This window comes from Paenactinomyces guangxiensis, from assembly GCF_016055185.1.
Lineage (GTDB): Bacteria > Bacillota > Bacilli > Thermoactinomycetales > Thermoactinomycetaceae > Paenactinomyces > Paenactinomyces guangxiensis.
Window position 1 is genome coordinate 15,124 of the sequence record NZ_JAECVR010000020.1, and the last position, 21,879, is coordinate 37,002.

Annotated in this window: 26 protein-coding genes; all 26 read right to left on the minus strand. The window is 48.5% G+C overall.

The annotated features are described in order from the left end of the window. Nucleotides 1–2: 2 nt before the first annotated feature. On the minus strand, nucleotides 3–521 hold the full coding sequence (gene rpsE, locus I8U27_RS16220; protein WP_181753829.1) for a 30S ribosomal protein S5: 519 nt from the start codon (nucleotides 519–521) through the stop codon (nucleotides 3–5). Continuing rightward, nucleotides 518–886: a 50S ribosomal protein L18 gene (rplR, locus tag I8U27_RS16225; protein WP_181753889.1), complete on the minus strand. Its 369-nt coding sequence runs from the start codon at nucleotides 884–886 to the stop codon at nucleotides 518–520. The genes rpsE and rplR overlap by 4 nt, the downstream gene beginning before the upstream one ends. Nucleotides 887–920: 34 nt before the next feature. Beyond that, nucleotides 921–1,457 carry a 50S ribosomal protein L6 gene (gene rplF, locus I8U27_RS16230; protein ID WP_181753827.1) on the minus strand — a complete coding sequence of 179 codons (537 nt, stop codon included), beginning with the start codon at nucleotides 1,455–1,457 and terminating at the stop codon, nucleotides 921–923. Between the two features lie 28 nt (nucleotides 1,458–1,485). Then, a complete protein-coding gene (rpsH, locus tag I8U27_RS16235) occupies nucleotides 1,486–1,884 on the minus strand; it encodes a 30S ribosomal protein S8 (protein ID WP_181753825.1) in 399 nt (132 codons plus the stop codon). A 25-nt stretch (nucleotides 1,885–1,909) separates the two neighbouring features. Beyond that, a complete protein-coding gene (locus I8U27_RS16240) occupies nucleotides 1,910–2,095 on the minus strand; it encodes a type Z 30S ribosomal protein S14 (RefSeq protein WP_181753823.1) in 186 nt (61 codons plus the stop codon). Between the two features lie 42 nt (nucleotides 2,096–2,137). Then, nucleotides 2,138–2,680, minus strand: coding sequence for a 50S ribosomal protein L5 (rplE, locus tag I8U27_RS16245; protein WP_181753821.1), 543 nt, complete (start codon nucleotides 2,678–2,680; stop codon nucleotides 2,138–2,140). Nucleotides 2,681–2,707: 27 nt separating this feature from the next. Next, nucleotides 2,708–3,061 (minus strand): 50S ribosomal protein L24, encoded by a 354-nt coding sequence (gene rplX, locus I8U27_RS16250; protein WP_181753887.1) that lies wholly within the window; start codon nucleotides 3,059–3,061, stop codon nucleotides 2,708–2,710. Nucleotides 3,062–3,136: 75 nt separating this feature from the next. Continuing rightward, entirely contained in the window at nucleotides 3,137–3,505 is a 369-nt protein-coding gene (gene rplN, locus I8U27_RS16255; RefSeq protein WP_181753818.1) for a 50S ribosomal protein L14, read from the minus strand. Between the two features lie 40 nt (nucleotides 3,506–3,545). Then, nucleotides 3,546–3,812, minus strand: a complete 267-nt coding sequence (gene rpsQ, locus I8U27_RS16260) for a 30S ribosomal protein S17 (protein ID WP_181753816.1) — start codon at nucleotides 3,810–3,812, stop codon at nucleotides 3,546–3,548. Next, on the minus strand, nucleotides 3,809–4,021 hold the full coding sequence (gene rpmC / locus I8U27_RS16265; protein ID WP_181753814.1) for a 50S ribosomal protein L29: 213 nt from the start codon (nucleotides 4,019–4,021) through the stop codon (nucleotides 3,809–3,811). Before rpmC ends, rpsQ begins: the two co-directional genes overlap by 4 nt. After that, entirely contained in the window at nucleotides 4,018–4,443 is a 426-nt protein-coding gene (gene rplP / locus I8U27_RS16270; RefSeq protein WP_181753812.1) for a 50S ribosomal protein L16, read from the minus strand. The genes rpmC and rplP overlap by 4 nt, the downstream gene beginning before the upstream one ends. Nucleotides 4,444–4,445: 2 nt before the next feature. Then, nucleotides 4,446–5,105 (minus strand): 30S ribosomal protein S3, encoded by a 660-nt coding sequence (gene rpsC, locus I8U27_RS16275; protein ID WP_181753810.1) that lies wholly within the window; start codon nucleotides 5,103–5,105, stop codon nucleotides 4,446–4,448. A 25-nt stretch (nucleotides 5,106–5,130) separates the two neighbouring features. Beyond that, nucleotides 5,131–5,463 (minus strand): 50S ribosomal protein L22, encoded by a 333-nt coding sequence (gene rplV / locus I8U27_RS16280; RefSeq protein WP_181753808.1) that lies wholly within the window; start codon nucleotides 5,461–5,463, stop codon nucleotides 5,131–5,133. Between the two features lie 31 nt (nucleotides 5,464–5,494). Further along, a complete protein-coding gene (gene rpsS / locus I8U27_RS16285) occupies nucleotides 5,495–5,776 on the minus strand; it encodes a 30S ribosomal protein S19 (protein WP_181753805.1) in 282 nt (93 codons plus the stop codon). A 42-nt stretch (nucleotides 5,777–5,818) separates the two neighbouring features. Next, nucleotides 5,819–6,649 (minus strand): 50S ribosomal protein L2, encoded by an 831-nt coding sequence (gene rplB, locus I8U27_RS16290; protein WP_181753803.1) that lies wholly within the window; start codon nucleotides 6,647–6,649, stop codon nucleotides 5,819–5,821. A 33-nt stretch (nucleotides 6,650–6,682) separates the two neighbouring features. Continuing rightward, nucleotides 6,683–6,970 carry a 50S ribosomal protein L23 gene (rplW, locus tag I8U27_RS16295; RefSeq protein ID WP_181753801.1) on the minus strand — a complete coding sequence of 96 codons (288 nt, stop codon included), beginning with the start codon at nucleotides 6,968–6,970 and terminating at the stop codon, nucleotides 6,683–6,685. Continuing rightward, on the minus strand, nucleotides 6,967–7,593 hold the full coding sequence (gene rplD / locus I8U27_RS16300) for a 50S ribosomal protein L4 (protein WP_181753799.1): 627 nt from the start codon (nucleotides 7,591–7,593) through the stop codon (nucleotides 6,967–6,969). The genes rplW and rplD overlap by 4 nt, the downstream gene beginning before the upstream one ends. A gap of 29 nt (nucleotides 7,594–7,622) precedes the next feature. Further along, a complete protein-coding gene (rplC, locus tag I8U27_RS16305; protein ID WP_181753797.1) occupies nucleotides 7,623–8,249 on the minus strand; it encodes a 50S ribosomal protein L3 in 627 nt (208 codons plus the stop codon). Nucleotides 8,250–8,282: 33 nt separating this feature from the next. Further along, nucleotides 8,283–8,591, minus strand: a complete 309-nt coding sequence (gene rpsJ, locus I8U27_RS16310; RefSeq protein ID WP_093291968.1) for a 30S ribosomal protein S10 — start codon at nucleotides 8,589–8,591, stop codon at nucleotides 8,283–8,285. 1,207 nt (nucleotides 8,592–9,798) lie between these two features. Beyond that, a complete protein-coding gene (tuf, locus tag I8U27_RS16315) occupies nucleotides 9,799–10,986 on the minus strand; it encodes an elongation factor Tu (RefSeq protein ID WP_181753795.1) in 1,188 nt (395 codons plus the stop codon). 104 nt (nucleotides 10,987–11,090) lie between these two features. After that, entirely contained in the window at nucleotides 11,091–13,166 is a 2,076-nt protein-coding gene (gene fusA, locus I8U27_RS16320; RefSeq protein WP_181753793.1) for an elongation factor G, read from the minus strand. Between the two features lie 39 nt (nucleotides 13,167–13,205). Next, nucleotides 13,206–13,676: a 30S ribosomal protein S7 gene (rpsG, locus tag I8U27_RS16325; protein WP_181753791.1), complete on the minus strand. Its 471-nt coding sequence runs from the start codon at nucleotides 13,674–13,676 to the stop codon at nucleotides 13,206–13,208. 47 nt (nucleotides 13,677–13,723) lie between these two features. Continuing rightward, nucleotides 13,724–14,137: a 30S ribosomal protein S12 gene (gene rpsL, locus I8U27_RS16330; protein ID WP_181753789.1), complete on the minus strand. Its 414-nt coding sequence runs from the start codon at nucleotides 14,135–14,137 to the stop codon at nucleotides 13,724–13,726. A 138-nt stretch (nucleotides 14,138–14,275) separates the two neighbouring features. Then, nucleotides 14,276–14,530, minus strand: coding sequence for a 50S ribosomal protein L7ae-like protein (locus I8U27_RS16335; protein WP_181753787.1), 255 nt, complete (start codon nucleotides 14,528–14,530; stop codon nucleotides 14,276–14,278). Nucleotides 14,531–14,612: 82 nt separating this feature from the next. After that, on the minus strand, nucleotides 14,613–18,230 hold the full coding sequence (rpoC, locus tag I8U27_RS16340; protein WP_181753785.1) for a DNA-directed RNA polymerase subunit beta': 3,618 nt from the start codon (nucleotides 18,228–18,230) through the stop codon (nucleotides 14,613–14,615). 70 nt (nucleotides 18,231–18,300) lie between these two features. Next, the gene (gene rpoB / locus I8U27_RS16345) at nucleotides 18,301–21,837 is read right to left on the minus strand and encodes a DNA-directed RNA polymerase subunit beta (protein ID WP_374057942.1); all 3,537 of its coding nucleotides are present in this window, start codon (nucleotides 21,835–21,837) and stop codon (nucleotides 18,301–18,303) included. Between the last annotated feature and the right edge of the window lie 42 nt (nucleotides 21,838–21,879).

A 21,879-nucleotide genomic window follows, 5' to 3' on the forward strand; every position in this document is an offset into this window, starting at 1 on the left:
CCTTATCCTAACAATTCTTCTACGCTTTTTCCGCGCAGTCTGGCTACATCTTCAGGACGCTTTAAGCTTTGCAATCCGGACAGCGTGGCACGAACCATGTTAATGGGGTTGTTAGAGCCGGTAGATTTGGTGAGGATATCACCCACACCCGCTACATTCAATACATCGCGCACAGGACCTCCGGCAATGACACCCGTACCTTTGGAAGCCGGCTTTAAGAGAACCCGGCCTGCACCGTAATGTCCGATCGTGTCATGAGGAATGGTGCTTCCCATGAGCGGTACGGAGATCATGTTCTTCTTCGCATCTTCAATTCCTTTACGAATTGCTTCCGGCACTTCAGCAGCTTTACCGATCCCTGCTCCCACTTTTCCTTTACCGTCGCCAACAACCACAAGCGCACTGAAGCTGAAGCGGCGACCACCTTTAACAACTTTCGCTACACGGTTAATATTAACCACTTTTTCCAGATACTCGGATTGTGCAGCATCTTTTTTGCGTGGTTTTTCCTGTTTGCTCAAAAGTCGAGACCTCCTTCCCTTGCTCCTTCGGCTAATGCTTTGACGCGACCATGATAAATATATCCGCCCCGGTCAAAGACAACGGCTTTATAGCCCTTCTCGATCGCCCGTTTTGCAATCATTTCACCGACATTACGCGCACCATCAACCGTAGCGGCACCCACGCCCTTACCTTTAAATTCCGGATCAAGGGTAGAGGCGGCTACCAGGGTGGTACCAGTAGTATCATCGATCAGCTGTGCGTAAATATTTTTTGAAGAACGGAAAACATTGAGGCGGGGACGCTCAGCCGTGCCAAAAAGTTTCTTCCGAACACGCAAGTGGCGTTTTTTACGCTTTTTATTGCGATCTTCTTTTTGAATCACGGTCCAGCTCACTCCCTTCTAATCAGCATGTTTATTACTTACCGGTTTTACCTTCTTTACGTCTGATTCGTTCGTCGCTGTATTTAATCCCTTTTCCTTTGTATGGTTCAGGCTCGCGGATCGCACGAATGTTAGCTGCTACAGCACCTACTTTTTGTTTATCAATTCCACGTACGATAATTTGTGTGGCTGAAGGAACTTCCAGTTCGATTCCTTCTTCCGGGTTAACTTCAACCGGATGAGAATAGCCAACGTTTAATACCACGTTGTTCCCCTTCTTGGAAGCCCGGTAACCGACACCAACCAGCTCAAGCGTTTTGGAGAAGCCGTTGGATACCCCCTCAACCATGTTAGCGACCAGGCTGCGGGTTGTACCATGAAGAGCACGATGCGTGCGGTGATCACTTGGACGTTCCACAATCAGCTCATTATTCTCCAGCTTGACGGCGATATCGGGATGGAAGTCGCGGGATAACGTTCCTTTTGGACCTTTAACGGTAACTTTGTTTCCCTCGATTTTCACTTCTACACCGTTTGGTACTGTGATCGGCTTTCTTCCGATACGAGACATTCCATTCACCTCCATCCAAAAAACTTTCTTACCAGATGTACGCGATTACCTCTCCGCCTACTTTTTGTTGGCGTGCTTCATGATCTGTCATCACGCCTCTGTTGGTAGACAGGATAGCGATGCCCAAACCGCGCAAAACGCGTGGAATATCATTGGCTTTCGCATAAACACGCAAACCGGGTTTACTAATCCGTTTCAGACCTGTGATTACTTTTTCATTGTTGGGTCCGTATTTCAAGAAGATCCGCAAGATGCCTTGCTTGTTGTCTTCAATGTACTCTGCATCACGAATAAAACCCTCGCGCTTCAGAATCTCGGCAATTTCCCGTTTCATACGAGAAGCAGGGAGCTCTACGCTTTCATGGCGCACCATGTTGGCATTACGGATTCTTGTAAGCATATCAGCAATCGGATCTGTCATCACCATGCGAGACTCCTCCTTCCTTTCGTCATTACCAGCTTGCTTTTTTTACGCCGGGAATCTGACCTTTATAGGCCAATTCACGGAAGCAAATACGACAGAGACGGAACTTGCGCAAGACCGAATGCGGCCGTCCGCAACGTTCACAACGAGTGTACTCGCGCACTTTGAATTTCGGTTTGCGCTGAGACTTCACGATCATTGATTTTTTGGCCAACGGATTCCCTCCTTTAGCAATTGATTATAAACCGGTCAAGATTTATCTGCGAAATGGCATTCCCATTTGTGTTAAAAGCTCACGTGCTTCTTCATCGGTATTGGCAGTGGTTACAATCACAACATCCATACCTCGGACTTTGTCGACCTTGTCGTACGAGATTTCCGGGAAGATGAGCTGCTCCTTCAGTCCCAGAGTGTAGTTTCCGCGTCCATCAAAAGACTTTGGAGAAACTCCGCGGAAATCGCGCACCCGAGGCAGAGCAACATTGATGAGTTTGTCCAGGAAGTGATACATACGCTCTCCACGGAGTGTCACTTTTACACCAATCGGCATTCCCTCACGGAGCTTAAATCCGGCGATTGATTTCTTCGCACGAGTAACCACTGGTTTCTGACCGGAGATCAGGGTGAGGTCCTCTACTGCGCTGTCCAATACTTTGGCATTTTGCACAGCTTCACCCACACCCATGTTGATGACAATCTTTTCGATTTTCGGCACTTGCATGGGTGATTTGTAGTTAAACTTTTTCATCAATGCCGGAGTAACTTCATTTTTAAACTGTTCTTTTAAACGAGCTGACACCAGGTGAACCTCCCTTCATTAGCAAAGTTACTTGTCAAGAATTTCACCGGACTTTTTGGCGTAACGTACTTTCTTCGTTTCACCGTTTTTGCCTTCGATATACTTATACCCAACCCGGGTTGGCTCTTTGGTTTTCGGATCTTCAATCATCAAGTTTGAGATATGAATCGGTGCTTCTTTTTCGATGATACCACCTTGAGGATGGGCTTGAGTCGGACGAGAGTGTTTTTTCACCATATTGACACCCTCAACCAATGCACGGTTCTCTTTCGGGAAAACTTTGATCACACGACCTTTAGTGTAAACTTTTTTGCCGTTTTCAAAGTAGGGGGCTTCTTTCCCGCGCATAACGATGACGGTGTCTCCCGTTTTGATGTGCAGTTTATTTGGTTTACCGGACATGCTCGGCACCTCCTTACTTTCGGGAGTGTTTCTAAAACGGAGTTGGTTTTATCCTTACAGCACTTCCGGTGCCAGAGAGATAATCTTCATAAAGTCGCGCTCACGCAATTCGCGGGCAACTGGTCCGAAAATACGTGTTCCCCGGGGGCTTTTGTCCTCTTTGATCACAACAGCAGCGTTTTCGTCAAACCGGATGTAGGAGCCATCAGCACGGCGCGTAGGACGCACAGTACGAACAACAACGCACTTCACTACATCACCCTTCTTGACAACACCGCCGGGTGTTGCTTGTTTCACTGAAGCAACAATCACATCGCCGATGCTGGCAGTGGCCTTTTTAGACCCGCCTAATACCCGGATACACATGACTTCCTTCGCGCCGGAGTTATCTGCCACACGAAGACGAGTTTGAGGTTGAATCATCAGTTTCCCTCCTTCCCGTGTCAATCACACGCATATGAAGTTAGATAATAACCGCTTCTTCCACGATATCCACCAAACGCCACCGCTTATCTTTGGACAGCGGGCGGGTCTCCATGATTTTTACGATATCGCCAACTTTGGCTTTGTTTTCTTCATCATGGGCCTTAAACTTTTTGGTGTACTTGACGCGTTTTCCGTACAGCGGATCTTTTTTGTAGGTTTCTACAGTGACGACGATCGTTTTATCCATTTTATCGCTGACCACTTTGCCGACACGTACTTTACGGCGAGTCGTACGCTCGTTCATCCCTGTTTCCTCCTTTCGATTCCCAGTTCACGTTCCCGAAGAACCGTTTTGCAACGGGCAATGTTTTTACGGACTTGACTCAAGCGAGCCGGGTTATCCAATTGTCCCGTCGCAGACTGGAACCGGAGGTTAAACAGTTCCTCTTTGTACTGTGCGAGCTTTTGCTCGATCTCGGCGGTGGTCAACTCGATCAGCTCTTTCGCTTTCATTGGTTACCACCCGCTTCTTCACGTTTCACAAATTTTGTTTTGATCGGAAGTTTGTTAGCCGCAAGCCGCATCGCTTCACGAGCAGTTTCTTCCGGAACACCTGCCAGTTCAAACATAATTTTACCTGGCTTCACGACAGCTACCCATTTCTCCGGGGAGCCTTTACCGCTACCCATCCGAACTTCAAGCGGCTTTTGGGTAATCGGTTTGTCCGGGAAAATTTTGATCCAAACTTTCCCGCCCCGTTTGATATAGCGAGTCATAGCGATACGTGCTGCCTCGATTTGGCGGTTGGTGATCCAGGACGGCTCAAGAGCTTGCAGGCCGTATTCACCGAATGCTACCTCCGTACCACCCTTGGCACGACCTCTCATTTTGCCGCGGTGCTGACGACGATATTTCACGCGTTTTGGCAATAGCATGCTTACTCGCCTCCTTCCACTTCTCCCTTGTTTTTCGCAGGAAGAACTTCTCCACGGTAAATCCAGACTTTTACACCGATCCGCCCGTAAGTGGTGTGAGCTTCCGCAAAGCCATAGTCAATGTCTGCACGCAGGGTGTGCAGAGGAACCGTACCTTCGCTGTAACCCTCACTGCGCGCGATATCCGCACCGCCCAAACGTCCGCTCACCATGGTGCGAACACCTTTTGCGCCTGCACGCAGGGTGCGTCCGATCGCTTGCTTCATCGCACGGCGGAAAGAAATCCGGCGCTCTAATTGTTGAGCAATGTTTTCAGCAACGAGATAAGCGTCAAGCTCAGGGTTTTTCACTTCATTGATGTTGATGTGGACTTTTTTGTTAGTCAATTTCGCCAGTGCCTGACGCAATGATTCAACTTCTGTACCGCCTTTACCGATCACCATACCCGGCTTCGCTGTGTGGATGCCGATGTTTACCCGATTTGCAGCACGTTCGATCTCGATTTTGGAAACCGCCGCATCTTTCAGGCGATTTCTGATGAATTCACGGATCTTAATGTCTTCATGCAACAGTTCAGCATAATCTTTTCCGCCAAACCATTTTGAATCCCAGTCACGGATAATGCCAACACGTAGTCCAACTGGATGTACCTTTTGACCCAAAGCTTCATCCCTCCTTATTCAGTCATTATTTTTCCGATACCACAACAGTAATATGGCTGGTACGTTTGTTAATTCTGCTCGCACGACCCATAGCGCGGGGCATATATCGTTTCATTGTGGGCCCCTCATCGACAAAAGCTTTTTCAACAACCAAGCGGCCAGTGTCCAAATTGTAGTTGTGTTCAGCGTTCGCCACGGCTGATGAAAGAACTTTTTCAATGATCGGTGAGGCGGCACGAGGAGTAAAGCGAAGAATAGCTAGAGCCTCTTCCACAGATTTGCCACGAATCAGATCGATAACCAAACGCGCTTTGCGCGGAGCGATACGCACATTGCGTGCAACAGCTTTTGCTTGCATAGTCTGACCTCCTCTCGCGAAGACCTATCCTCTACCGTCTTTTCGTTTTTTTGTCGTCGCCAGCGTGACCTTTGAATGTACGAGTCGAAACAAATTCACCCAGCTTATGGCCGACCATATCTTCCGTTACATAAACCGGTACATGTTTCCGTCCATCATGTACAGCAAAAGTATGACCGACGAAGTCCGGGAAGATGGTAGAACGGCGTGACCAGGTTTTGATGACGCGCTTCTCATTTTTCTCGTTCAACTCTTCCACTTTTTTCAGCAGGTGAGCATCTGCAAATGGTCCTTTTTTCAGGCTGCGGCCCATACATATAACCTCCCTTCGAGCGAGGTGTTTTTAAACCCGCGATTACTTCTTACGACGACGAATGATATATTTATCAGACGCTTTGTTTTTCTTGCGTGTTTTGTAACCGAGAGTTGGTTTGCCCCATGGTGTAACCGGAGATTTACGACCGATCGGCGCACGGCCTTCACCACCACCATGCGGGTGATCTGCCGGGTTCATTACAGAACCGCGAACTGTCGGGCGGATTCCTTTCCAGCGGGAACGTCCGGCTTTACCGACGGTGATCAATTCATGATCCAGGTTTCCTACCTGACCAATGGTTGCGCGGCACTCAAGATGGATCATCCGAGTTTCTCCGGATGCCAGACGAATGATCGCATATTTGCCTTCTTTACCCAGCAGCTGGGCAGAAGCACCGGCAGCACGAACCAATTGTCCGCCGCGGCCCGGTTTTAACTCGATGTTGTGGATCACAGTACCGACAGGAATGTTTTTAAGAGGCAGAGCATTGCCTGTACGGATGTCTGCTTCCGGTCCGGACATGATCTCGGTACCAACGGTGAGTCCGTTTGGCGCGAGGATGTAACGCTTCTCACCATCAACATAGTGAATGAGAGCGATGTTTGCGGAGCGGTTTGGATCGTATTCAATCGTGGCAACTTTGCCGGGAATGCCATCTTTGTTCCGTTTAAAGTCGATAATCCGGTATTTCCGCTTGTGACCGCCGCCTTGATGACGCATGGTCAATCTCCCCTGGTTGTTGCGACCGGCCTTCTTAACCAGCGGAACAGTAAGGGATTTTTCCGGTTTATCAGTGGTAATCTCTTCAAATGTAGACCCGGTCATATGACGACGGGATGGGGTTGTCGGTTTATAATGTTTGATGCCCATTTTCCTTTCCCTCCTTTTTACGTGTAATAAGAATTAGGCTTCAAAAACTTCAATCGGCTTGCTGTCTTTATCCAGCTTGACAATCGCTTTTTTTCTCTCAGGGGTCCGGCCGGTGTAACGACCATAACGCTTTTGTTTGCCGGGAACACGCATGGTGTTCACTTTTTCTACTTTCACACCGAAGATTTCCTCAATGGCTTTTTTGATTTCAACTTTGTTGGCCCGAACATCAACTTCAAAGACATATTTGCCCTCTTCCATCAGATCTGTGGATGCTTCAGTTACGATGGGACGACGGATAATATCGCGTGGGTCTTTCACTGGCCTAACACCTCCTCGACGCGATTCACAGCTCCGCGAGTGAGAATCAATTTATCATGATAAACGACATCCAGTACATTCAAGCCGTCGGCGTGGATCAGCTTCACACCCGGAATATTGCGTACAGAGAGAAGAGCGTTTTCTTCCAGGTTGTCAGTTACAACCAGTGCTTTTTTGTCAGCACCCAGATTTTTCAGCACGTTTACCATTTCACGCGTTTTGGGCTGTTCCAGTTTCAGTTCATCCAACACGACCAGCTCGTTATCATTCACTTTGGAAGAAAGAGCGGACTTGATCGCCAGCCGGCGAACTTTCTTTGGCAATTTATAAGCATAGCTGCGAGGTGTCGGACCAAATACTACACCACCGCCAACCCACAACGGAGAGCGGATGCTTCCGTGCCGGGCACGACCCGTGCCTTTTTGCCTCCAGGGTTTCCTGCCGCCACCGCGAACAGCCGCACGGTTTTTCACTGCTGCGGTACCACGGCGCAAAGATGCCTGTTGCATCACAATCGCATCATGCAATACGGCTTCATTCGGAGCAATGCCGAATACCTGTTCTGACAATTCAATGTCATCAACTTTGTTACCGCTCATATCTAACACTGATAGCTTTGGCATGAATGAATCCTCCTTTCCTCAAACAATCATTACTTTCCTTTTGCTGCAGATCTGATCACAAGATAACTGTTTTTCGGCCCGGGTACGGCTCCTTTGATCAGAAGCAGATTATTATCTGTATCAACGCGTACCACCTGAAGGTTTTGCGTGGTAACTTTCTCCCCGCCCATGCGACCCGGGAGAGTTTGCCCTTTAAATACACGGTTTGGCGCGATCGCACCGAGGGAACCTGGTCCGCGATGGTAACGGGAACCGTGGCTCATCGGACCGCGGGCCTGGTTATGACGTTTAATGGCACCGGCAAAGCCTTTCCCTTTGGAGGTACCGGTTACATCAACAAATTCGCCTTCCGCAAAGAGATCCGCTTTTACTTCTCCCCCCAGCTCATATTCATCCAGGTTTACACCACGGATTTCTTTGATGAACTTTTGTGGTTTGGCATTCGCTTTTTTCGCATGGCCAAGCTCCGGTTTATTGGCACGGTGCTCTTTTTTCTCTTTAAATCCTAGTTGGATTGCTTCATACCCGTCGGTCGTCTTATCTTTCTTTTGCAAAACAACACAAGGGCCAGCTTCAACCACGGTAACTGGCACGACTACCCCGTCTTCATTGAAGATTTGCGTCATCCCGATTTTTTTGCCGAGAATACCTTTCACTTTGTACACCTCCTACCGTCAGAGATTGTAAGATTACAATTTGATTTCGATATCGACACCAGAAGGCAAGTCCAATCTCATCAACGCATCTACTGTTTGTTGAGTTGGATTAACGATGTCAATCAGACGCTTATGAGTGCGCATTTCGAATTGCTCACGAGAATCCTTATATTTGTGAACCGCTCGTAGAATCGTATACACAGACTTTTCAGTCGGCAACGGAATCGGTCCGGATACGCTGGCCCCCGTCCGCTTTGCCGTATCGACGATTTTTACAGCCGATTGATCCAGTACACGGTGGTCGTAAGCTTTAAGACGAATGCGAATCTTTTGTTTTGCCATTGGTAACCCTCCTTCTCGCCCAATTTTACATTGAACTTCTCCGCGGAAATTTCCCGTCCGGCCATGGCAAAGGGCCCGGGTGTGTCGGCAACCTTCCGCATCATCGCTGTCTATGACAACAGTCCTCATTATATAGAAAAAAAGAAACAGATGCAAGTTTTTTTGCACCTGTTTTGGGGTAATATTAGGTTTTGATGTTTCTTTTAATGAATTAATTTAAATATATAATAACAGGCATGTAGCATCCGGTTTATCAACTGAGCAGCTTCGATTTATTTCTTTCCCAATATGAATCTCCTGAATGCAATTGGAACAAGAAAGAAGTAGTTACAAGAGATTTAAGAGCACAAGTCTTTCTACTATCATCTATATGTTTGTGAAATGTTTACCTGCGGCATATTTGTATCTTTTCTAGCAAATTTATGCATGGTTTATATAGGATGTTTAAAGAGTCACACGCAATCCACCCTCAAATCAATAAATTTGCTATCCCGTTACAGTGAGCAGACAATGAGTCGCCCGGGATTTGTTGATCAAAGAGTGAATTGAGCAAATGAGAGACAGGACGCACCCTTTTAATCTTTATTTAATTACTGATGATACTTATGCACAACCATTGTTAGTCGATGGACAGAGCAAGTGTAAAGGAACCGCAGCCTATAAATTTTGAAAGAATGATACCCCCATTTTTAATCGAAGCTTCACATACCAGTGTTATGTTGAAAGGTGTCACCTGGTATATTTCCGGGGAAATAAATGTAGAAACATGATTGAATACCGTGTCGGATCCTGGGTGTATGTCACTCCCCTACATGAATGCGTGGGATTCTTGGGTAATCTTGTCTATCGAAAAGAAATGGGCCAAGCAAACCCCGTAAATGCCACGGTTTAAGGAGAGTTTAGTTGCCAGTCTTAGGCTGTATTTACTGCTTGATTGTCGATTTTCAGATCTGACGTTCAAAGCAAGGACGATTGACTTGTACAATCGGATCCACTATCTACTTTTCAAATAGCAACCCAGGTAAATGTGAGTAAAGAAATGCGTGTTTTTAAATAGGCTTTTTCAAAAAATATCGGACTTGTGAGAGGATTGAACCTCCTTATCCCTTTCTCATCCCTATAGCAAAAGCAAGTGGTTCTCTTGCTCGCAAAGATATAAAAAAGCTGTTATCCCGCAAGGGTTAACAGCTTTTTTTATCAGCAGCAATTACTCAATGATCTCGGTAACTGCACCGGCACCTACCGTGCGTCCACCTTCGCGAATCGCGAAACGGGTACCATCTTCGATCGCGATGGGAGCGATCAGTTCAACTTCCATCTCTACATTGTCGCCAGGCATGCACATTTCGGTACCTTCCGGCAACTTGATAACACCGGTTACGTCAGTGGTGCGGAAGTAGAATTGCGGACGGTAGTTGGAGAAGAATGGGGTATGACGACCACCTTCTTCTTTGGACAGAACGTATACTTGAGCTTTAAATTTGGTATGCGGATTCACGCTGCCAGGTTTAGCAAGAACTTGTCCGCGTTGGACATCTTTACGCTCAACACCACGAAGGAGAGCACCGATGTTGTCCCCTGCTTGAGCGGAGTCGAGCAGCTTGCGGAACATTTCTACCCCGGTAACAACAGTTTTACGGGTTTCTGCGAGTCCAACGATCTCAACTTCGTCACCCACTTTAACAACTCCACGCTCTACACGGCCGGTAGCAACCGTACCACGACCGGTAATGGTGAATACGTCTTCAACCGGCATGAGGAAGGTTTTGTCGGTGTCGCGCTCCGGCTCAGGGATGTACTCGTCAACAGCAGCCATGAGTTCGTCAATGGCTTTGGACCATTCACCAGACGGATCTTCAAGAGCTTTCAATGCGGAACCTTTGATAACCGGAATGTCATCTCCCGGGAACTCGTATTCGGACAGAAGTTCACGAACTTCCATTTCGACGAGTTCGAGAAGCTCTTCGTCATCTACCATATCAACTTTGTTCAGGAATACAACGATGTATGGAACTCCTACCTGACGAGAAAGCAGGATGTGCTCACGGGTTTGCGGCATTGGGCCGTCAGCAGCGGATACAACGAGAATCGCACCATCCATTTGTGCTGCACCGGTAATCATGTTTTTCACATAGTCAGCGTGACCCGGGCAGTCAACGTGAGCATAGTGACGATTGTCTGTTTCATACTCTACGTGAGCAGTAGAGATGGTGATCCCGCGCTCTCTTTCTTCCGGTGCTTTATCGATTTGATCGTAAGCTGTCGCTTGAGCACCACCTCTTGTTGCGAGTACAGTGGTAATCGCAGCGGTCAAAGTGGTTTTACCGTGGTCAACGTGACCGATGGTACCAATATTAACGTGAGGTTTTGTACGTTCAAACTTGGCTTTAGCCATGACTCAAAATCCTCCCTTTATTCAGGAATAAGTATTTTTTGATTAAATGTATAGGAAATCCGGGAAGCGGCGAACCGCTTCACCAGTTTCTTTTGGAGCAGGCTTTACTGTCCGGAAGCTTTCTTGATGATCTCTTCCGCAATGTTCTTCGGCACTTCTTCGTAATGGTCAAACTGCATAGAGAAGGTACCACGGCCTTGCGTACGGGAACGCAAAGTGTTTACGTAACCAAACATTTCGGCGAGTGGAACCATTCCATGAACAACCTGGGCACCGCCACGCGCTTCCATTCCCTCTACACGTCCACGGCGGGAGTTGATGTCACCCATAATGTCACCCATGTATTCTTCCGGCACTGTAACTTCCACTTTCATCATTGGTTCGAGAATGACTGGGTTACATTTGCCTTTCGCCGCTTTAAGCGCCATGGAACCGGCGATTTTAAATGCCATTTCCGAGGAGTCGACATCGTGGTAAGAGCCATCGACGAGAGTCGCGCGGATGTCAACGAGCGGAAATCCGGCCACGACCCCATTCTGCATAGCTTCCTCGATCCCCGCCTGTACAGCCGGGATGTATTCCTTGGGCACCACTCCACCGACAATTTTATTGACAAACTCAAAACCGGCCCCTTCTTCAAGCGGTTCGAACTCGACCCAAACGTGACCGTATTGCCCGCGTCCACCGGACTGGCGGACAAACTTCCCTTCCACTTTGGCAGAGCCGCGGAAGGTTTCTTTGTAAGCAACTTGAGGAGCACCCACATTTGCTTCAACTTTGAATTCACGTTTGAGGCGGTCGACAATAATATCGAGGTGAAGCTCACCCATACCCTCAATGATGGTTTGAGCCGTTTCTTCATCCGTAGAAGTCCTGAAGGTCGGGTCTTCTTCAGCCAGTTTGGCAAGCGCAATCGCCATTTTATCCTGGTCGCTCTTGGTTTTGGGCTCAATGGCGATCTTGATAACCGGTTCCGGGAACTCCATGGACTCAAGAATGATCGGTTTTTTCTCATCACAGAGGGTCTCACCGGTGGTGGTATCTTTCAACCCAACGGCAGCGGCGATGTCCCCGGAGTATACGGTGCTGATCTCCTGGCGGTGGTTGGCATGCATCTGCAGAATACGGCCAACCCGTTCCCGTTTTCCTTTGGTGGAGTTAAGCACATAGGAACCTGCATCCAGGCTGCCCGAATAAACGCGGAAGAAGGTCAGCTTACCGACATAGGGGTCGGTCATGATTTTAAAGGCAAGGGCAGCAAAAGGTTCCTCATCACTGGACTTACGCACAGCTTCTGTACCGTCCGGCAGTTGTCCCTGGATGGCAGGAACATCCAGGGGTGACGGGAGATAATCAACCACTGCGTCTAACAGAGGTTGTACTCCTTTGTTTTTGTAAGAAGAACCACAGAGGACCGGAATGATTTTCACTTCACAGGTACCTTTGCGAAGAGTTGATTTGATCTCTTCTTCGGTAAGTTCTTCACCTTCAAGATACTTCATCATTAACTCTTCGTCCAGCTCGGCAACAGCTTCCACGAGCATGGTTCGATACTCTTCAGCTTTTTCTTTATAATCATCCGGGATCTCACACGCCTCAGAGGTGGTTCCCAGATCATCGGTGTACACGATCGCTTGCATGGTGACAAGATCGATGATCCCTTCAAAGGTATCCTCGGCACCGATCGGCAACTGAATCGGTACAGCATTAGCTTGAAGGCGCTCTCTCATCTGTTCAACGGCACTGTAGAAATCAGCACCCAAAATATCCATTTTATTCACATAAGCAATACGTGGTACGCCATAACGATCCGCCTGTCTCCAAACGGTTTCCGATTGGGGTTCTACGCCGCCTTTGGCACAGAAAACCCCAACTGCTCCATCTAATACACGGAGGGAACGCTCTACTTCTACAGTAAAATCAACGTGACCCGGTGTGTCAATAATATTGATCCGATGACCTTTCCACTGAGCGGTAGTAGCGGCAGAAGTAATCGTGATTCCGCGTTCTTGTTCCTGCTCCATCCAGTCCATAGTCGCGGCGCCGTCATGCACCTCACCTATTTTATGAACAATACCGGTATAGAACAGAATACGCTCAGTGGTCGTTGTTTTACCTGCATCGATGTGAGCCATGATCCCAATATTGCGTGTATCTTTTAAGGAGAACTCACGTGCCATCGGAAATTTCTCCTTTCATGTTCACAAGTATGAGATCTATTACCAGCGGTAATGAGCAAATGCACGGTTAGCTTCCGCCATACGATGCGTATCTTCTTTCTTCTTCACGGCAGCACCGGAGTTGTTGGCTGCATCCATGATTTCATTCGCCAAACGCTCTTGCATAGTTTTTTCGTTACGCAGGCGTGCATAACTTACCAACCAGCGCAAGCCGAGACTGGTACGGCGTTCCGGCTTCACCTCTACCGGTACCTGGTAGTTTGCACCCCCTACACGGCGTGCTTTTACTTCCAATACCGGCATTACGTTTTTGAGAGCTTGCTCAAAAACCTCCATTGGATCATTGCCGGAGCGTTCACGGATGATATCAAACGCATCATAGAGAATTCGCTGGGCAACTCCTTTTTTTCCGTCATACATCAAACGGTTGATGAGACGGGTTACCAACTTACTGTTATAAATCGGATCAGGAAGAGCATCCCGGCGAGGTACTGGACCCTTACGTGGCATGTTTTCCCCTCCTTTTCTGCTTCATTTTTTCCGTCATTTATTCAAATTTATTTTTTTGGGCGTTTTGTTCCGTATTTGGAGCGCCCCTGGTTGCGGTTTTGTACCCCGGTGGTATCCAGAGCACCACGTACGATATGGTAACGAACACCGGGCAAGTCTTTGACCCGTCCTCCACGAATAAGAACCACGGAGTGCTCTTGCAAGTTATGACCGATTCCCGGGATATAAGCGGTAACCTCTGTGCCGTTGCTCAAACGAACACGGGCATACTTCCGAAGAGCAGAGTTCGGTTTTTTAGGAGTCATCGTTCCGACACGGGTGCATACACCGCGTTTCTGCGGAGCACTCTGTGGTACAACTTCTTTCTTAAAGGTGTTAAAAGTATATTGCAGTGCTGGGGACTTTGATTTTTTCACTTTACTTTTTCGACCTTTGCGTACGAGCTGGTTAATGGTTGGCATGTCTGCACCTCCTTTGGAATGAAAATCAAGACCACAGATCCAGGTGTTTCATCCATGATCAAAAAAACACGAACGACTTTTTATTTTAATGGACCGTGCACCAAGCTTCGTGGTACACGGCCTTTCATAGTCGCTCCATCACGCTTGCTTCAGGATCGCCGCAGTAGCCGCAGCTACCTCAATGCCACATGCTTTCCCCAATTGTTTCATCGAGTCCACACGGACAACAGCAATTCCCCGGTCTTTGCACATTGAGAGGATCAAGTTCGTAATTTGTGGGTCCGCATCATCTGCCACAAACACTTCTTGCACTCTGTCCTGTTCAATGGCTTTCCTGGTTTGCTTGGTGCCAATCGTTAACGACTTCGCTTGTTTCACTTTTTCATAAGACATTGATTCGCCCTCCAAAGTGAATAGTTCCCAAGCACACGAAAATATCTTAACACCAGTATCAACTAAAGTCAACAGAAAAACTTCAGTCGATCATGACCTTTTCCTTTGGGGATGTTTCTTTTGTTTCTTGGGCTTCGTTCACCAGTGCAATCTTTAGTGTACGATAACGGGCCATCCCCGTACCGGCTGGAACAAGTTTCCCGATAATCACGTTTTCTTTTAGCCCGAGCAGACGGTCTACTTTTCCCTTGATCGCCGCATCTGTCAGGACACGTGTGGTTTCCTGGAATGATGCCGCAGATAAGAAGGATTCGGTTTCGAGAGAAGCTTTGGTAATCCCGAGCAGGATTGGGCGGGCAACAGCCGGCTCTCCACCGGTCAGCAACACTTTCCGGTTGGCTTCTTCATATTCGTGGATGTCAACGACGGACCCCGGCAGCAGATCCGTGCTTCCCGAGTCGGTGATGCGGACTTTGCGCATCATTTGACGAATCATGACTTCGACGTGTTTATCATCAATTTCTACCCCTTGCAAGCGATAAACTTTTTGTACCTCTTGCAAGATGTATTGCTGAACGCCATGTACACCTTTAATACGCAATAACTCTTTGGGGTCAATAGAACCTTCGGTTAGCTCGTCCCCGGCTTTTACTTCATCGCCAACAGCTACGCGCAGGCGGGAACCATAGGGAACATGATGTACTTTTGTTTCCACTTCTCCCTCGATCTCGATTTCGCGGCGGTCTTTCACTTCACGAATCTCAGCCACTTTACCGGTGATCTCACTGATAATCGCCTGTCCTTTGGGGTTTCGGGCCTCGAACAGCTCTTGAATCCGCGGTAAACCTTGCGTGATGTCGTCACCAGCCACCCCGCCGGTATGGAAGGTGCGCATCGTCAACTGGGTACCGGGTTCACCAATGGATTGAGCAGCGATAATACCAACCGCTTCGCCAATTTCCACCGGGGTGCCAAGAGCCAGATTGCGTCCGTAGCATCTTTTGCAGACACCGTGTTTCGTCCGGCAAGACAGTACAGAGCGGATGATCACAGTTTCAATTCCCGCATTAATGATTTCGCTTGCGATCTCTTCATCGATCAACTCATTACGGGCAACGATCACTTCATTCGTTTCCGGATGACGGACGGTTTCAAAAGCAGTACGCCCGACAATACGGTCAAACAGGCCCTCGATTACTTCGTTGCCTTCAGACATGCGTGATACGGCTAATCCTTTATCTGTACCGCAATCTTCTTCACGAACGATGACATCTTGTGCCACATCTACAAGGCGGCGGGTCAGGTAACCGGAGTCGGCTGTTCTGAGCGCCGTATCGGCGAGGCCTTTCCGTGCTCCGTGGGTGGAGATAAAGTACTCCAATACGGTCAAACCCTCACGGAAGTTAGTGCGAATGGGCTGTTCAATAATCTTACCTGCCGGATTGGCCATCAGGCCGCGCATCCCGGCCAGCTGGGTAATCTGTGATACGTTCCCCCGCGCACCCGAGTTGGCCATCATGTAGATGGGGTTGTATTTACCCATGTTCTGCATTAACACTTCAGTAATTTGGTCTTTTGCCTGGCTCCAGATGGAGATGACACGTTCATATCGCTCGTCATCGGTAATCAGCCCGCGGCGGTATTGTTTTAATACCATCGAAACTTTTTCCTCCGCCTCAGCGAGGATTTTCGATTTTTCTTCCGGAACTGTTACATCAGACACAGACATGGTGATCCCTGCTTTGGTGGAGTAAGAGTAGCCCAACTGTTTCACCTTATCCAGGATCTCAGAAGTGGTCGTGGTTCCAAAGCGACGGAAGCATTCGGCGATAATCGCACCCAGGTCTTTTTTCTTGAGCGCACCCGGATCCGGCATCTGCTTTATAAATTCCCGGATGTTTGTACCCTTTTCAAACACAAAATACTGATCGGGTGTACCTGAAAAGTTTTTCTTCCCCGGTTCGTTGATAAACGGAAACTCTTCCGGAAAGATCTCGTTAAAGATCAACTTGCCGACAGTAGTGATCAGCAGGGCATTCCGTTGTTTTTCCGTAAATGTCTTTTTGTTGACCTTCCTGGCCGGGATGGCAATTCGGCTATGCAGACTGACATAGCCCTGCTGGTAAGCATTGATTGCCTCAGAGATGGAGTAAAAAATGCTTCCTTCGCCTTTTTCCCCTTCTTTTTGAACGGTCAGGTAGTAACTGCCTAATACCATGTCCTGTGAAGGCGTCACAACAGGTTTTCCGTCTTTCGGGTTCAAGATGTTTTGGGCTGCCAGCATCAAAAGGCGGGCTTCCGCTTGCGCCTCGGCAGACAATGGAACGTGGACGGCCATCTGGTCACCGTCAAAATCGGCATTGTAAGCCGTACATACCAGAGGATGCAAGCGAATGGCACGGCCTTCTACCAACACAGGTTCAAATGCCTGAATGCCGAGTCGGTGAAGGGTAGGAGCCCGGTTTAACAGGACAGGGTGTTCCTTGATCACTTCCTCAAGGACATCCCAAACCTCCGGATGTACGCGTTCCACTTTCCGTTTCGCGCTTTTGATATTATGGGCGAGACCTTTGGCGACCAACTCTTTCATCACAAATGGCTTAAATAGTTCCAGAGCCATTTCTTTGGGCAGGCCGCATTGATACATCTTCAGGTTTGGACCCACGACAATCACAGAACGTCCGGAATAGTCAACCCGTTTACCAAGCAGGTTTTGGCGGAAGCGTCCCTGCTTTCCTTTAAGCATATGGGAGAGCGACTTGAGCGGACGGTTACCGGGCCCGGTGACAGGTCGGCCGCGACGGCCATTGTCGATCAAGGCATCTACAGCTTCCTGCAACATCCGCTTCTCATTTTGCACGATAATATCAGGTGCACCCAGATCAAGCAAACGTTTGAGGCGGTTATTGCGGTTAATCACCCGACGGTAAAGATCATTGAGGTCTGACGTGGCAAAACGGCCTCCATCCAATTGGACCATCGGGCGAAGTTCCGGTGGAATAACCGGCAATACATCGAGAACCATCCATTCGGGGCGGTTACCGGAATGCCGGAATGCCTCCAGTACTTCCAGCCGTTTGACAGCACGGTTACGGCGTTGCCCCTGAGCGGTTTGCAACTCTTCTTTCAATAGCTCTACTTCTTTTTCCAGGTCGATATCGGAGAGAAGGCGTTTAATGGCCTCGGCACCCATCATTGCCGTAAAGGCTTTTCCGTATTTTTCGCGATAACTGCGATATTCCTTTTCAGAAAGGAGCTGCTTTTTCTCCAGCGGGGTCGCACCCGGGTCGACAACAACATAGGATGCAAAATAAATGACTTCTTCCAAAGAGCGGGGAGACATATCCAGCACAAGCCCCATTCGGCTGGGAATCCCTTTAAAGTACCAGATATGGGAAACGGGTGCAGCCAATTCAATATGTCCCATCCGTTCGCGGCGCACCTTGGCACGAGTCACTTCTACTCCACAACGGTCACAGACAACCCCTTTATAGCGAACCCGTTTATATTTTCCACAGTGACACTCCCAGTCTTTTTGAGGACCGAAAATCTTTTCACAAAAAAGACCTTCTTTTTCCGGCCTGAGTGTCCGGTAGTTAATCGTTTCGGGCTTTTTTACCTCACCACGGGACCACGAACGAATTTTTTCAGGAGAGGCGAGGCCGATTTTCATGTATTCGAAGTTATTTACATCGAGCATTGGGCGATTCCTCCCTCAGGATTCATCCCGTGCACACGGGCAGACCGGTAAAGTCCCCCGTGTACATCGTTTACGAAGTTGACCGAGCGTTTTTCTCGTCTTCTAGATCAAAATCGAGCTTATCATTGGCCGGTTCCTCATCCTCATCCAATTCACGCATCTCTATTTCTTGCTCATCTTCGGCCAGAATTTTGACATCCATACCTAAACTCTGCAGTTCTTTGATCAATACTTTGAAAGACTCGGGCACACCTGGTTCGGGAACATTTTCTCCTTTGACGATCGCTTCATAAGTTTTGACGCGACCAACAACATCATCTGATTTGACGGTCAAGATCTCTTGCAGTGTATAAGCGGCACCGTAAGCTTCAAGTGCCCAAACCTCCATTTCCCCAAACCTTTGACCTCCGAACTGCGCTTTACCCCCAAGTGGTTGCTGGGTAACCAGGGAGTAAGGACCGGTAGAGCGGGCGTGAATCTTATCGTCAACCATGTGTGCCAATTTGATCATATACATCACACCAACGGTCACACGGTTTTCAAACGGTTCACCCGATCTGCCGTCATAGAGAACTGTTTTTCCGTCCTCATCTAATCCGGCTTCTTTCAAGGTTTCAAACACATCAATCTCGGAGGCGCCATCAAAAACAGGTGTAGCCATGTGGATCCCGAGCGCTTTGGCTGCCATGCCCAGGTGAACCTCCAAAACCTGTCCGATATTCATCCGTGAAGGAACACCGAGAGGATTGAGAACAACTTCAACCGGACGGCCATCCGGAAGGAACGGCATATCTTCCTCCGGCATGATCCTGGCGATAACCCCTTTGTTTCCGTGGCGCCCAGCCATTTTATCCCCTTCGGAAATTTTGCGTTTCTGGGCAATATATACACGTACCAGCTGATTTACACCAGGTGGCAGTTCATCACCGTTTTCGCGGGTAAACACCTTCACATCAACGACAATCCCGTCTTGTCCATGAGGAACCCGTAGCGAAGTATCTCGAACTTCACGCGCTTTTTCCCCAAAGATAGCATGCAACAGGCGTTCTTCCGCCGTCAGTTCAGTCACACCCTTAGGTGTCACTTTTCCAACCAGAATATCTCCCGGTTTAATCTCAGCACCAACGCGGATAATCCCACGCTCATCCAGGTTTTTAAGCGCTTCTTCCCCCACGTTTGGAATATCGCGCGTAATTTCTTCCGGCCCCAGCTTGGTATCCCGTGCCTCCGATTCATGTTTTTCAATATGAATGGAGGTATACACATCTTCTTTCACCAGTTTTTCACTGAGTAAAATGGCATCTTCGTAGTTGTAGCCTTCCCAGGTCATAAAGGCTACCACTACATTCCGGCCAAGCGCCAATTCACCTTGTTCTGTTGACGGACCATCAGCCAGGGTATCTCCCACTTTTACTTTTTCACCCACACGCACAACCGGCCGCTGGTTGATACAAGTGCCCTGGTTGGAACGGGTAAACTTGATGATTTTATATTTATCAAGGTCGCCTTTCACAAGACGGCCATCCACTTCTTCTTCATGACGGACCCAGATCTCATCAGCAGTTACGCGCTCCACTGCTCCGGGGCGTTTCGCACGGATCATCACACCCGAATCGCGAGCGGCAATATGTTCCATCCCCGTACCGATCAACGGTGCTTCCGGTTTGAGAAGAGGAACGGCCTGACGTTGCATGTTTGATCCCATCAACGCGCGGTTTGAGTCATCATTTTCGAGGAAGGGAATACATGCCGTAGCCACTGAGACAACTTGTTTCGGCGAAACGTCCATGTAGTCAACCTGTTCACGGGGCACTTTTACAATTTCATCCTGATAGCGAACGGTTACTGACTCGTTGAGAAACGTATTGTCCTCAGCCAGCGGTGCGTTCGCCTGTGCCACATAGTAATTATCCTCTTCATCCGCTGTCAGATAATCAATTTGGTCTGTAACTTGTCCAGTATCCGGATCAACACGGCGATAAGGGGTCTCAATAAACCCGTAAGCATTGATCCGTGCATAGCTGGAGAGGGAGTTGATCAAACCGATGTTCGGACCTTCAGGAGTTTCGATCGGACACATCCGACCGTAGTGGGAGTGGTGAACGTCACGCACTTCAAACCCGGCACGCTCCCGGGTCAGACCACCGGGACCCAGAGCGGACAGACGACGTTTATGAGTTAGTTCCGCCAGGGGGTTGGTTTGATCCATGAACTGGGACAATTGGCTGCTGCCAAAGAACTCTTTGATCGAAGCAATCACGGGCCGGATATTGATCAGGGCCTGTGGTGTGATCGCATTGGCATCCTGGATAGACATCCGTTCACGCACAACCCGTTCCATGCGGGAAAGGCCGATGCGGAATTGGTTTTGCAGCAACTCCCCGACAGAACGCAGACGGCGGTTGCCCAGATGGTCGATATCATCCGTGCTTCCTACACCATGCAACAAGTTGATAAAGTAATTGATCGAGGCGATAATATCTGCCGGTGTAATATGTTTGACCGATTGATCCACTTCACCATTTGAGATGACTTTGATCACCTTGCCCTCATCGAGCGGTGAGAAGATATTAACAGTTTGCAACTTGACCGGACCGTCATCCGGCACTCCGCCGCGAACCGTATGCTCATGCATACCAAATGCTGTTTCACCTGTAAGGACAGGGAGCAGCTTATCCAATAACCGTCGCTCTAATACCTGTCCGGCATCGGCCAGGATTTCACCCGTCTCCGGATCGATCACGGATTCCGCCAGCTTTTGATTGAGCAGGCGATTTTTAATGTGAAGCTTTTTGTTCATTTTATAACGGCCCACATTCGCCAAATCATAGCGTTTGGGGTCAAAGAAACGGGCAAACAGGAGGCTGCGTGCATTATCAGCAGTCGGCGGCTCACCGGGCCGTAGCCGCTCATAAATCTCAATCAGCGCTTTCTCCGTATTTCCGGTGTTATCTTTGTCGAGCGTGTTGCGTACATACTCATCATCACCCAACAAATCAATGATTTCAGCATCACTGCTAAAACCTAAAGCACGCAAAAGAACCGTCACAGGAATTTTCCGGGTGCGATCGATGCGCACGTAGATAATATCCTTCGCGTCGGTTTCAAACTCCAGCCATGCTCCGCGGTTTGGAATCACCGTTGCCGTGTAAGTTGGCTTACCGTTTTTATCTACTTTCGTGTTATAATACACACTGGGTGAACGAACCAACTGGCTGACAATGACGCGTTCAGCTCCATTGATTACAAATGTGCCCGTTTCGGTCATCAACGGGAAATCACCCATAAATACTTCCTGTTCCTTTACCTCGCCTGTTTCTTTATTGATCAGACGCACTTTGACACGCAGAGGTGCAGCATACGTAACCTGATGATCTTTGGATTCCTCCACATCATACTTGGGTTCACCTAAACTATAATCGATAAACTCAAGTACCAGATTTCCGGTGAAATCCTCAATTGGCGAAATATCTTGAAACATTTCGCGCAATCCCTCATCTAAAAACCACTGGTACGACTTCTGTTGAATCTCAATCAGGTTCGGCAATTCCAATACCTCGTTAATACGGGCATAACTGCGACGTTGCCGACGACCGCATGGGATCATTTTACCAACCAAACAAACTCCCCCCTCGTACCCAGTCGAAAG

Bases quoted from the DNA above. Each gene is read 5' to 3' on its own strand.
- tuf (WP_181753795.1), bottom strand. From the start codon at position 10,986: ATGGCTAAAGCCAAGTTTGAACGTACAAAACCTCACGTTAATATTGGT.
- rpsL (WP_181753789.1), bottom strand. From the start codon at position 14,137: ATGCCAACCATTAACCAGCTCGTACGCAAAGGTCGAAAAAGTAAAGTG.
- rpsS (WP_181753805.1), bottom strand. From the start codon at position 5,776: ATGGGCCGCAGCCTGAAAAAAGGACCATTTGCAGATGCTCACCTGCTG.
- rpsH (WP_181753825.1), bottom strand. From the start codon at position 1,884: ATGGTGATGACAGATCCGATTGCTGATATGCTTACAAGAATCCGTAAT.
- rplN (WP_181753818.1), bottom strand. From the start codon at position 3,505: ATGATTCAACCTCAAACTCGTCTTCGTGTGGCAGATAACTCCGGCGCG.
- rpoC (WP_181753785.1), bottom strand. From the start codon at position 18,230: ATGCTCGATGTAAATAACTTCGAATACATGAAAATCGGCCTCGCCTCT.
- fusA (WP_181753793.1), bottom strand. From the start codon at position 13,166: ATGGCACGTGAGTTCTCCTTAAAAGATACACGCAATATTGGGATCATG.
- rplD (WP_181753799.1), bottom strand. From the start codon at position 7,593: ATGCCAAAGCTATCAGTGTTAGATATGAGCGGTAACAAAGTTGATGAC.
- rplP (WP_181753812.1), bottom strand. From the start codon at position 4,443: ATGCTATTGCCAAAACGCGTGAAATATCGTCGTCAGCACCGCGGCAAA.
- rpsQ (WP_181753816.1), bottom strand. From the start codon at position 3,812: ATGAACGAGCGTACGACTCGCCGTAAAGTACGTGTCGGCAAAGTGGTC.
- rplV (WP_181753808.1), bottom strand. From the start codon at position 5,463: ATGCAAGCAAAAGCTGTTGCACGCAATGTGCGTATCGCTCCGCGCAAA.
- rpsJ (WP_093291968.1), bottom strand. From the start codon at position 8,591: ATGGCAAAACAAAAGATTCGCATTCGTCTTAAAGCTTACGACCACCGT.
- rpmC (WP_181753814.1), bottom strand. From the start codon at position 4,021: ATGAAAGCGAAAGAGCTGATCGAGTTGACCACCGCCGAGATCGAGCAA.
- rplF (WP_181753827.1), bottom strand. From the start codon at position 1,457: ATGTCTCGTATCGGAAGAAAGCCGATCACAGTACCAAACGGTGTAGAA.
- rplB (WP_181753803.1), bottom strand. From the start codon at position 6,649: ATGGGCATCAAACATTATAAACCGACAACCCCATCCCGTCGTCATATG.
- rpoB (WP_374057942.1), bottom strand. From the start codon at position 21,837: ATGATCCCATGCGGTCGTCGGCAACGTCGCAGTTATGCCCGTATTAAC.
- rpsG (WP_181753791.1), bottom strand. From the start codon at position 13,676: ATGCCACGTAAGGGTCCAGTACCTCGCCGGGATGCTCTTCCTGATCCG.
- I8U27_RS16335 (WP_181753787.1), bottom strand. From the start codon at position 14,530: ATGTCTTATGAAAAAGTGAAACAAGCGAAGTCGTTAACGATTGGCACC.